Origin of the sequence: Tropicimonas sp. IMCC6043 (assembly GCF_004146235.1) — a bacterium.
Classification (GTDB): domain Bacteria; phylum Pseudomonadota; class Alphaproteobacteria; order Rhodobacterales; family Rhodobacteraceae; genus Tropicimonas.
In genome coordinates, this window is record NZ_SELO01000078.1 from 1 (window position 1) to 10,798 (window position 10,798).

Genomic DNA, 10,798 nt, shown 5'->3' on the forward strand with positions numbered 1-10,798 from the left:
CCCGCGACCCTGCACCCGATGGGTGAGCCATCCAACACCACCTTCACGCCGCCCAACTCTCTGAAGAATAACAGAAATGCGGCCATCAGCGCAGCAAAATCGTCGGATCACTTGGGAAATTGGGGCTCAATCCATCGGTTCGGCCCGGTATGTGCGGACGAGTTTCCGGGTCTTCTCGTTCCGTTTCTCGGTCACGGTCAAGCAGAACTGGTCGGTAACCACGTCCTCGAACACGCTCATCTTCCGGGTCAGGGATCCGTTGTTGAGCGTCTCCAACTCCTCCACCGCGGTTTTTCCGTCTTCTCCTTCAATCCCCAGAACGGCGGCCAGTTCTTCCGGGAACTGGTCCCTCAGCTCGCCTATGAAATACGCGTCCTGCAGCCCCTTCATCATCCGCTCGCAGAGGGCATTGATCTCGTCGTTCCGGGTGCCTTCGCCCTCTGCAGAATCCATCCATTGGTCGAAGATCGGATCTTTGCATCCGTTTATCCTGGCCGCGGCGGTGACGGGCTTTCCGACTATATCCATCCAGAGCGGGAACCGCCCGGTGGGAAGGTCGCAGCCATCGCGCGGCACCTGCTTCAGGAGGCATTCCAGCGCTCCAAGGATCCTGCCGCGGTGGCTGTAGGTCCATGACCGGATGTCCTTGGAATACGTCCGCAGGGCCGGGGCATCGGTCTTGGGTGCTAGCCTGACTGTCAGCGCACGGTTGGGCATGTCCCCGCCCGGGCTGATGTTATTGCCGGTGATGGCGATGATCGCGAGGGTAGACGTAGTCGCGCTCTTTGAGAGGCCCAGGATCCGGTCGGTATACTCGTCCGACGTTGCGTAGGCCTCGAGCGCCGTCGACCGGATCGGCACTCCGCGCGGCGCGTTGTCGAAAAGTACGCCCGACACGTTGCTCATCGCAATGGCGAAGAGCGACTTCTTCAGTTCCTCCTGATTCCGGAACTCGGAAGGGCTGACGGGCAGCGTGTGCCCGGTGATGGCGAGGTAAATCGCCTGCGCCAAGGCCGTTTTCCCGCTCGAACTCAGCGCCGCCACGAAGAGGAAGATCGGGTTTCCGCCTGCCTCCGACAGCACCGTCCGGCGGCAGAGAAGCGAGGCTGCGTAGCAAATCGCCCGCCAGAAATCGCCTTCGGTCTTGAAGTCGAACTCACCGAGCCAGTCGATTCGCAGGAAGCGATAGGCGGCATGTGGATCGTTAAACTTTTCGATCTCGATCTGTTCCCCTGGGGCGAAATAAATCGATAAGTCAGGATCGTAGATGTTCTCCTGGCTCAGTAGGTTTCCGTCGATACCTATTACCGGGTAATCGACGACCGCCTTTAGCGGTGGCAGGCCCTTTCCCTTGAGCCCGAGGATCTTGTTCGCAAACGCGGTGGTCGGCGGCTTGGGCCGGGGGCCGTCCCGCGTGACGATGTAAAAGGTGAACAGCCTGCACAGGCGCACGCACAGGAGGTCGCTGTCGCAGATTACGGGCGCTGTGAAGTGAACCTTCTCCGTCGAGATTGTCCCGTCTTCCTTGTTCACGAGCAGCTTGGGCGGAGCTTCGTAGCGCTCGATGCATGCGACGCCGTTGGCGTAGCGATAGAACATGCCGCTTGCCGCCATTGTCGGGATCATCTGTCGGATCAGCATCTCCAGGTCGGGGGTCCCGAGGTCGATATCGACGCGCTGTTCACCTTGCCCGCTGACGATCTGGAGGAGGTCGCGTATGTCTTCCCGGCGTGGATTCTCGTCGCCGTCGTTGCGAGGTTCGTCCACCATTATTCCGCCTCGCGAAGGTTGGCGATGATTTCGTCCATTGCGGCGATGTCCTCTGCGCGGATATCGTTGACGCTCTCGGAGCCGGTCATTTCGTCCCTAGCCTGATCGACGGAGGCCGAGGCACGCACCGCGCAGCGCATGGCTGCGCGCTCGCCCCCGCGGGCAAGGAAGCGCGCCTGTCCATGCTCGTAGAGATTCAGCAGGACGTAGGCGATTTCGTCGGTCCCGAAGCCGAAGGCAGCGAGGTGCCATGACAGGGACATGTCGTGCGCCGAGCGGGTCTGGTCCTGCATTCCCAAGGAGACACCGCGCCAGCGGGCGTTGATCCGCCAGTTGGTTTCAACGAGGTGAAGCAGCCGTTCGTTTACTTCGGTCTCGTTTCCGGGCGGGGTGTATTCGCCGACGGGTACGTCTTTCACGTTCGAACTACCCGCATGCACGATCTCGCAGACCCGCGTGGAGAGCGTCAGTGGCTCCTTGTCCGCGACCACCTCGTACATGTCGCCGAAGGCGATCCAACCACCGGCTCCGCGGCTATCCAGATCTTGGACGATCTTCTGACGCCCGCCCAGATCGTGCCATCCGGCGGGCAGCCGGTAGAGAATGTGGTAGCCGCCAGACGGTGTCCGGTGAGCCCGCGTCTCCTTGTAGTTGGGAACGTACTGCCTGATCCACTCGGTGGCCGGAGATCCCTCTGTGGCGTCGTCAACGTCGAGGGCGTACCAGCCCTTTCCCATGCGGAGACCGACGGCGTTGCATCCGCCCTCCCAGTCGTGGGCGTCGATGTAAAGGCTGGCATCCATGTGTCCGTGCAGGGTCAGCGGGAACTTCTGCCACTTGTTGCCGATCTTCTGCACCCTCACCGGGAAGACGGGGATGCCCATAGTGGTGAACTGGCGGGCATGGTCGATGGGCTTCATCCGTCCCTCCAACAGGTCACAGAGCGCACCAGATCCAGCACAGGGTTCCGAGATCGGATCGCGCGGGTCGAGGTAGCGAACGAGCTGCTCGACCGGCTCAGGCGGCGTATCGACGAGATTCTTCGAAGAACCTGTCAAACGGATGGAGCCGCGCTTGGTCATTCCGCTGCCTCCATCGAAATGGAAGGATGACCAGCATTCGCCTCGAAGACTGCCTGCGAAAACCCACGCGGCGTGAGGTTCCGGATCTCCTTGGTCTCCGCCGACTTGCCGCCGAGCTTCATGAAATGGCGGGAGCCACGCACGATCTTGCCGGTCTTCGTTGGTGGGTTCTCGAGGATTTCAGGCTCGACCGGTTTGCGTTCGGGGAAGATGAAATCTCCTTCAGTCCAGGCTCCGGTCTTCTTGGTGTAGGCTTCCCTCGGCGCGGTGTATTTTGGCCATTTCGGGTGCTCGTCACCCTCCGGCAGGTAGCCACCGAACTCGTAGGGATGCCAGATTACATCGTATTTGCGCCAAAGGCGGCTCAGCCCGCTGATCAGGTTTTCGACCATCCAGGGCACGCCGAGTTCCTCTCCGAGACAGGCAACCTCGGTTGCGCGGGCGGCGGCACGTTCCTGGAAATCAGCACCCAGTTCGCGACGCTTGACCTCGAAGTGCCGTGCGCTACTGACGGCAAGATCATCGCGGGGTGGCCATGCAAAGAGCATCGCGACCGACGCTCCGGCTACGTCGTTGCGGACGCGCGGCCAGCCACTGGCGCCGGCGTTCAGATCGGCATGTATGAAGCGGATCTCTCCCGCGCCGACCTTTTCGATTCGTCCTTCAGCGGGGTGCAGGATGTCATAGCAGAGGCAGATGTAACCGGCTTCCGCCCAGGGCCGGACTGCGTAACCGGAGTGGTCGAAGAGGGAGACCACATGGCGGCCGCGCCGGGGGGACTCAGAAAACAGCATGAGTCAATTCCTTCTCGGGCAGGCCGAGGTCATGTCGGCCTGTTGTTGGAGTTCGATCCTGGGAGTTGGTCTTCGTCAGGCAGCCCGGGTTCGGACGGCCTTCAGGACAGCATCAACGGGCCAGACGTTCTGGCCGCCGATCAGTTTCGGCTTCACTGGGAGGATCTCCACAAAGCGGCTGCCGACAGTAGCGCCGTACTCGTGCTCGATGATGGACTGGATGGTGAGCCGGTTTGCTCGTTTGGGCAAAGGCTGCCCGGGTTTCCAGGTGGACTGGAGCCGCGCGGTCATGGCGCGTCCTCCGGCGTCATTGCTACCAATGCGTCATCGCCGACATATCTTTTCTGGCCGTTAGGAAGGATGACGACTCTTGGTCCAACGCTCAGTTCTCGCCACGCTCTCAGGTCATCAACTGTAACATCGAAGATCTCGGCGAGGCGTTCCTCTCTGACGAGATGACCAGCTAAGCGGGGGGCTCCAAAGATTGCGTGCATGTTTCGCTCCACGGTGATTCCTTTTCTGATCACCAGTAGAGCGGGGCACGACCGTCCGGTTCGACGGGTCAGACCGGACGGTCAAGCATTCTTAAGTACATGCAGGATCGCTTCTCGCTTGGTGCCGTTCCACTGCAATGCTTTCACGTCGTGCCGCAACCTGTCGGCGACAGAACGAACGGACAACCGGTACAGGCGGTTCTCCGGGACCGCGCTGTCCTTGCTCGCGTTGATCCACTTCCTCAGTTCGTCTCGGCTGCAGCCGACAACTTCAGTTGCAAATTTGCGAGCACCGGCTTCACCGGCCGCATCCATTATCTCGACAATGCCGATAGCGATGCCACGGCGTCGGACTTCCTCGTTCGACATGGCATTCGAGCCAAAGTATTGCTTGTGCTGTTTGTCCGCGAGCTTGTTGAAAATCTGGTGGAGACGCGGCGCTGGAGTGCCCTGGCGGTCGAGGTAGTCGAGCACACACCAGAGGTCCGCAACCTCGGCGGCGGTTACGACCACCTTGTTCAGCTCAATATCAACGGCGGGCAAGCCATCGTTCTCTATGAACGACTTCTTTAAGGTCTGGATATCGGTGATCTTCCTGCTCACAACCGCATCTCCACGACGTTGTTCGGTGTCTTCGTTTCCCGCGGCCAGCGACCATGCTCGACGGCGTAAGCAACGAGGCGTTCCCAGGCTGACATGACCTCGCATTTCTGCGCCCACCTGCCGCTTTGCTGGTAAGCGGCGATGACGCCGCCGCGCGAGGCAGCTTGCCGGTGGTTCAGAAGACCGTCGACCAGATCAACGTCACCGACCCCATGCTCGGCAAGTTCACTGACGAACAACTTCCGGAGGGCATGGAAGTGGAAGACGCTGACGCCTGACGTCTTCCTGATCTGTGCGACGACAGCCTTTCGGGCTGAGAACGGGCCGGTCCGAGCCAGTTGAAAGACGCGCTCCTCATTGTCCGACACGAAGATATCTCTATGGTCAATTGGAAGCGGGATGCGGAAGGCATCGCCGTTCTTGGTGCGCATGCCGGGCAGTTCGATGGCTTCACCGGAAACTTCGCTCGGCGATAGTTCGGCCATTTCCGAGAGGCGGAGTGGCACGAGCATCAAGGCCTTCAGAAATCTTCCGCGTGTGCCGCCGATCTCTTCGGCCGCGTGCCACAGCGCCTCAACCTCGGAGGCAGATGGTTTCCATGTCCTGGGCGCGGGCGGCTTGGGCGTCTTGACACCCATGGCGGGGTTCACCTCGACGAGGTCCCGTTCGACGGCGAAGGCAAACAATCGATGGATCGCGCCATGCCTGTGCCGGGCCGTAGCGGGCTTGGTACGATGCTGGTCAACGACGTTTGCGACCATGGCCTTCGTGACCTCGCCAAGCGCGAGAGGCGGGCCTGCCACCGACTGCAGTTCGGCGACAGCCCGGTTTACTTGCATCCGCTCGCTGCTAAGGCTGGAGGGCCGCAATTCGGTTGACCTGTTCTCGAGGTAGCGTCGTGCTGCTTCCGACAGTGACAAGGCCCGCGAGGCCTCAATGGCCGCCTGGCGTTCCGCATCCTCCTGTTCGGCCAGTGGATTGCGCCCCTCCGCCACGACGGCTTTCAGTCTGCGCACCTCGGCTCTGGCCTCATCAACTGGCATCAACTCAGGACGGCCAATGTTGACCCATTTCTGGGGGTGCCGTTTGCCATCGGCCGTCGTGCCCCGCTGCCTGTAGGCATAGGTCCATCGGCTGGTGCCGGTCGGACCGGCGATCAGCACAAGGCCCGTCTCGGGCATGTCGCGACGTCCGGATCCGTCAACATCCCGCAGGTTCACGCGCTTGCCGCTCTGCCGTGCCTTGGCGATGGCGGTATCAATGTCTTTCCGCGTGATGGCTCCCATCGTGTCTCCTCTGATGTCTGATGGCATTGGATTTAGCGCATCTCGTCGAACGAGACGTGAGGCGAGACAAATGTGGCCCATTTGTGTGCAGAGTGCAACACTGTCGTGAAGGGTTCTGAGATGTGAAGAAGTCTTAATATATTGAGAAAATGAACTTATGTTAGCGAACGTTTTGGTAGATCAAAGCTTTGTGGTGAATTTGACCCGCAGACTACGAATCAAGGGGTCGGGGGTTCGAATCCTCCCCAGCGCGCCATTAAATATCGCTATACATCTGAAAAATAATTAAAATCAGATGGCGAAATGTTGTCGTTCCCCCAATAATTTCCCCTTCTAAAGCTGGAGCCCACCGGAAAACCTCGGAATGGACGGCCAACCGATATGGTCGTTTCGACGCTGTGACCAACCGTTCAGCGCCGGAACCTCTGCGTATCTAAAGTAGAGCAAGATAGACGGCGAGACGATCGTTTCCCCCGGGCGTCCTCGCCTCCATGAAACCTGCGCCGTCGTTTTCAAGTGTCCGCTGCAGAATGGCGGGGCGTGCCGTGCCGCGCGCAAGGTTAGTCGCGCCGTGTATTTCGCCAGCGCTCCCAGCGCCGCCGTTGCGCCTCGCGGATGCGCTCGATTCCCTCGGATGTCCTCGCCCCGGTAGACATGCCCCCATGAAACCTGCAACGCCGCTTGCCCGGTTCCGACAATGCGCGGCAGGGCGTGCCCCTGCGCGTTTTCGCCCCACAGCGAACTCGTCGCCTGACCGCCTTCTCGGATTCGGCATTCTTTCGCTTCTCGTCCTGGGATCTGCTGAGGGCTGTGAGGGAAGGTGCCTCGGATTTCAGTCTATCACCCCACCCCGTGCGCGCGCGATACTGGTGCAGAAAATACGGCAGGTCGAGAATGCAGGCCATTCGCTTGACGGCCCATGACCTGCGGTCCACCTCGACCTTGCACTCCCAATAGGACACCGCATGTCGCCCGATGCCAACGCGCCGGGCAAGCGCGGTCTGCGACAGGCCGGCGGCCTTGCGTATTTCGGCAAGTTCCTTGCCGGTCATCTCGCACTCCATGATTGCCGCCGCCATCGCGCCGCCCTCTTACGGCATCCTTCGCAGCAATACTGTGCATCCACGTGCCGCCAATCCGGCAAAGCATCACCGCACCGGCGACACGCCCAGTCGCCACGAGCGAGACGGCGCAGCATCGCAATGGCGCGCTTGCGACGGTTTCCGTTGTTCCCTGTCCAGCAATAGGCTTGGTACGTGACGGTCGGACGGTCTGCATCCTCGTCTATCCAGAGGGCCTCGGGGTCAGGTCCGGGCATCGGCATTCCCTTTTTCGGCACCCATAGACGGGTCAAGTCACTTGAAAGGCTATCGGTTGAGAATATACCTGCCATAGAACAAATGGGGAACAATAACCATCATGTCCCGACGCAGACAACGCGGCAGCGTGGATGACCTGCTGCCCGACGACATTGTGCCCTCGGCGAGAGATGTCTGGCGCGACCGGCTGGAACTCTCGAAACTGGATGGCGGGCCGTGGATGCTCAGGACGGCCGCAGACGGGCTGGGCATCGACCAAGAAGAGGTGGACAAGCTGCTTAGAGCGAAGAATTGAAATCGCGCGCGACGGCTTCAACCCACAAGGCCGCTTCCTGCGAAAAGCTGCCGCTCGCAATATCTCCGCGAATGTCTGGAGTGCAGACCTAGCCGCCGTAGGTTCGGGTGGTGGTGTTTCGCTTACTGGCGGGGTGCTGGATTTTCAGTCGGGTTCAGCACGGGATGCGTCTCTTCGGCGAGCCAGAATAACAACCCGCCGGAAACAAACATCGAGATCGAGACAAACCAGAATACCGCCTCCGATGCTCCGACAAGGCTAGCCGCGAGGCCAAGTCCGAGCGCACCGATTGCATACCCCAGGTCGCGCCAAAAGCGGTAGATGCCGATGGCAGAACCGCGCCAGGCGGGCGGCGTGATGTCGGCCACCGCCGCCGAAAGGTTCGGATAGAGAAGCGCCATACCAAAGCCCGCCACCCCGGATGAGATCGACCACCAGAGCGGACCCGATCCCAGCACCACCATCGCCACGCCTGCACCGCAGATCCACATGCCGAGTACATTTGGCCAGAAGCGACCCACGTGGTCCGAAAGTCTTCCAGTGACGAGTTGCGCACCTCCCCAAACGAAACCGTAGACCCCGACGATCCAACCGACCTCGGTCAGGCTGGCACCGTGGCTCACGAGAAAGACCGGAAAGAGCGCCCATACCAGCGCATCGACGAACTTCTCGACGAGTCCCGCTTGGGAGATCGCGAATAAGCGCCGGTCACGCCAGCTCATCAATGCAAACACCTCACCTGTGCCGGGATGCTCGGAAACACCATCAGGGTAGCGTGGCAGCGATGTTGGGGGCGTCGCCTTGTGTGCGGCTGTCTCGGCTTGGGCCCAAGGAAGTGTGTCCTTGACCCAGACCACCGAAAGAACCAGTGCCAACAGCACCACGACCATTCCGAAGACGAGCAGTCCCGTCCGCGCCCCCAACCATTCAGCGGCATATGCGGTAAGTACCCCTGCGATTGCCACTCCGACGTAGCCAGAGAATTCGTTCAGCCCCATTGTGAGCCCGCGTTCCTCGGCCTTCGTGATGTCGAGCTTCGCGGTTTGCGTCATCGACCAGCAAAGGCCCTGATTGACACCGAGAAGCACGGTGGCGGCGACGATCCAGTCCCAACCGGGCGCGTACCAGATCATCACCGGAATCGGCAGTGCAACCATCCAGCCCGAGAAAAGCACGCGCTTGCGCCCAATCCGCTCGGACCAGCGACCGGCGGCGAAGTTCATCACCGCCTTCACCACGCCGAAGGCCACAACAAAGGAGGCCAAGAGCAGGAACGAACCACGCTCGAGCCCAAACTCGCTTTCGGCCATCGCTGAAACCACTGTCCGGGTCATGCCGATGGCAAATCCAACCAGCATTACTTGGATGAGTTGATGGGCGACCTGGCCCATGTTCTCGCGCAAGCCGTGCTGGATGTTGTCACTGGCCACTGGGCAGGTACCTTCCGAAACAGCGTCGCTCCGGCAGACGGCGATTTGCTACCGCTCGCTCACCCTGAAAAGCATCGGTCTGATCGTGCAAGAATAACTGATCTCTGCCGCTTTTGTCCGAACTTTCCTATGGAGGCAGCAACGTCGGCTTCGGGCACTGGAGCCGTCGACCGATTGACTCAGATGTCCGCAAGGTCGGCAAAGCAGCCGGTGGCGGCATCGATCATAGGCGCCTTGGACGGAGAGCTGGACAGCCTTGGCCTGTCATCGGCAATACCCTGCGCGCTGCAGGCGTGAGCGGGCCGCCGGGGTCTCCAAGCCGGAATACCGGCCGCCGGAGAAACGCGGGCACTCGAGGGCATGACCAGCGGCAATAACGGCAGCCCCAACGTCCACGCCATCGGCGTAGCATATTCTGACTTTTCGTCCATGAGTTACGTCACCGTTCCATTTGCAGGTGACGTCCTTGTCGCGCATCCAATTCACCAGCCACCGCTTCGCGTCATGCCCGGGGCGGGTTCCAAGCTCTGGCGCTTCGACACCATTCAGCCGCCAACGGGAACCTGAAACGTCAATGGTGAGGAGGGCCGACTAGACGAAAACGTTGAGGGTAAGATGATCGAGCGGGCCGCTGAAATCTTCCAACGGCACAAGCTCCCGATCAAAGCCGCTTAAGCGTCTTCAGATCGACCGTGCCCTTATTTCCGAAGAGCGTCGGCGTGAAATTCATGTCTGAATATTTCCTCTCGGAGAACTTTGCCACGCCGATATAGGCACCGGAAGACAAACCCTGCCGGCCAGCATTCGGATGCGTCCAATTCACCAACATTAGCTCCCCGTCGATGAAGGCATAGTTGTAGCGGTAGCGCTCGGCGCTGAAAAGCTTGGCGAACGTGCCCGGTACGTAGATCCCTGAAGCCCCCCGAGCCTCGAGCGTCTCAAGCCGCGCCTTTAGCCTGCCAATTGCAGCGCTGCGCGCTGCGTCGCGTTGTGCGTCCTCTCTCGCGAGCGCCTCTTTCACCACATCTGACGGGTTGAAGCGGGTGTGAACTTCGCTGAAGCTTTCATGCTCATGGCCACAACCCGGACAGGCTGCTTTCCAGTTTCCGATCTGCGCATTGCAATTGGCGCACCACATCGACTCAGGCGCCGGCCGACTTCCACTACTGCCTCGACGCATTGCCACACCCTCCCCACACTTCACCCGACATTTCCCATTTGGCCGGCGTCAGATGAGCCTACGGGCACCTGACACGGTCTTCCAAGCATTTTCTGCCTCGGTTGGTTGTGGGATGTTCGGAGCCGGGCACGAAGAGTGGCCAAGCGGGTTGCGGCGGACGTGCTTGGTACCGTTTCGCCGGTTTTCGGACGCACTTGTCCGTTCGCCCTGAGAGTGCCCTGCGGTGCTCGCAGCGTGTTGATGAGGCAGAGGATGCCGGCGAACACCTCGCGTGGAAGTGCTGCCTCGGCCATCTGGAAGATGGCGTGGCGACCGTGACGCTCGAGGCGAGCACCGGTCTTGATCAGCAGGCAATGCCGTCCGTGAGGCGTCGTCATCCTGCGGCGGTGTCGAAACAGAAAACCTGCCTGCCTATGGCTAGGTCGTGTTGACAAAAGGGATTCACACTCGGCAGTAGGCGTGATTCAAGCTGGTATCTGCGATGGAGACCAGCTTGGCACGAAACCTGATGTCGGAATGAGGCGGGTCAGAAAACGGTCCGGGGG

The 10,798-nt window shown here is 60.6% G+C and carries 10 protein-coding genes; 1 reads left to right on the top strand and 9 read right to left on the bottom strand.

Going from position 1 to position 10,798, the window contains the following annotated elements:
- Positions 1–126 precede the first annotated feature (126 nt).
- From EU800_RS24940 to EU800_RS24970, 7 genes are all read right to left on the bottom strand, one after another.
- Positions 127–1,770, bottom strand: a complete 1,644-nt coding sequence (locus EU800_RS24940; protein WP_129636180.1) for a hypothetical protein — start codon at positions 1,768–1,770, stop codon at positions 127–129.
- Positions 1,770–2,852 carry a bifunctional DNA primase/polymerase gene (locus EU800_RS24945; protein WP_129636181.1) on the bottom strand — a complete coding sequence of 361 codons (1,083 nt, stop codon included), beginning with the start codon at positions 2,850–2,852 and terminating at the stop codon, positions 1,770–1,772. The genes EU800_RS24940 and EU800_RS24945 overlap by 1 nt, the downstream gene beginning before the upstream one ends.
- Positions 2,849–3,646: a hypothetical protein gene (locus EU800_RS24950; protein ID WP_129636182.1), complete on the bottom strand. Its 798-nt coding sequence runs from the start codon at positions 3,644–3,646 to the stop codon at positions 2,849–2,851. Before EU800_RS24950 ends, EU800_RS24945 begins: the two co-directional genes overlap by 4 nt.
- A gap of 75 nt (positions 3,647–3,721) precedes the next feature.
- A complete protein-coding gene (locus tag EU800_RS24955; protein ID WP_129636183.1) occupies positions 3,722–3,937 on the bottom strand; it encodes a hypothetical protein in 216 nt (71 codons plus the stop codon).
- A 284-nt stretch (positions 3,938–4,221) separates the two neighbouring features.
- Positions 4,222–4,743: a hypothetical protein gene (locus tag EU800_RS24960; RefSeq protein ID WP_129636184.1), complete on the bottom strand. Its 522-nt coding sequence runs from the start codon at positions 4,741–4,743 to the stop codon at positions 4,222–4,224.
- A complete protein-coding gene (locus EU800_RS24965; RefSeq protein WP_165354845.1) occupies positions 4,740–6,029 on the bottom strand; it encodes an integrase family protein in 1,290 nt (429 codons plus the stop codon). The genes EU800_RS24960 and EU800_RS24965 overlap by 4 nt, the downstream gene beginning before the upstream one ends.
- 560 nt (positions 6,030–6,589) lie before the next feature.
- Entirely contained in the window at positions 6,590–7,108 is a 519-nt protein-coding gene (locus tag EU800_RS24970) for a helix-turn-helix transcriptional regulator (RefSeq protein ID WP_129636186.1), read from the bottom strand.
- Positions 7,109–7,448: 340 nt separating this feature from the next.
- Between EU800_RS24970 and EU800_RS24975 the strand changes: the two genes are divergently transcribed.
- On the top strand, positions 7,449–7,643 hold the full coding sequence (locus tag EU800_RS24975) for a hypothetical protein (RefSeq protein ID WP_129636187.1): 195 nt from the start codon (positions 7,449–7,451) through the stop codon (positions 7,641–7,643).
- Between the two features lie 122 nt (positions 7,644–7,765).
- On the opposite strand, the gene EU800_RS24980 is transcribed toward EU800_RS24975, so the two are convergent.
- Together EU800_RS24980 and EU800_RS24985 are read right to left on the bottom strand one after the other, a co-directional pair.
- The gene (locus EU800_RS24980; protein WP_207210007.1) at positions 7,766–9,073 is read right to left on the bottom strand and encodes an MFS transporter; all 1,308 of its coding nucleotides are present in this window, start codon (positions 9,071–9,073) and stop codon (positions 7,766–7,768) included.
- Positions 9,074–9,734: 661 nt separating this feature from the next.
- Positions 9,735–10,253, bottom strand: a complete 519-nt coding sequence (locus EU800_RS24985; RefSeq protein ID WP_129636188.1) for a hypothetical protein — start codon at positions 10,251–10,253, stop codon at positions 9,735–9,737.
- Between the last annotated feature and the right edge of the window lie 545 nt (positions 10,254–10,798).

What these genes read in the sequence shown, in the direction of transcription:
- EU800_RS24955 (WP_129636183.1), bottom strand. Translation starts at nt 3,937, where the DNA reads ATGACCGCGCGGCTCCAGTCCACCTGGAAACCCGGGCAGCCTTTGCCC.
- EU800_RS24940 (WP_129636180.1), bottom strand. Translation starts at nt 1,770, where the DNA reads ATGGTGGACGAACCTCGCAACGACGGCGACGAGAATCCACGCCGGGAA.
- EU800_RS24965 (WP_165354845.1), bottom strand. Translation starts at nt 6,029, where the DNA reads ATGGGAGCCATCACGCGGAAAGACATTGATACCGCCATCGCCAAGGCA.
- EU800_RS24950 (WP_129636182.1), bottom strand. Translation starts at nt 3,646, where the DNA reads ATGCTGTTTTCTGAGTCCCCCCGGCGCGGCCGCCATGTGGTCTCCCTC.
- EU800_RS24975 (WP_129636187.1), top strand. Translation starts at nt 7,449, where the DNA reads ATGTCCCGACGCAGACAACGCGGCAGCGTGGATGACCTGCTGCCCGAC.
- EU800_RS24970 (WP_129636186.1), bottom strand. Translation starts at nt 7,108, where the DNA reads ATGGCGGCGGCAATCATGGAGTGCGAGATGACCGGCAAGGAACTTGCC.
- EU800_RS24985 (WP_129636188.1), bottom strand. Translation starts at nt 10,253, where the DNA reads ATGCGTCGAGGCAGTAGTGGAAGTCGGCCGGCGCCTGAGTCGATGTGG.
- EU800_RS24945 (WP_129636181.1), bottom strand. Translation starts at nt 2,852, where the DNA reads ATGACCAAGCGCGGCTCCATCCGTTTGACAGGTTCTTCGAAGAATCTC.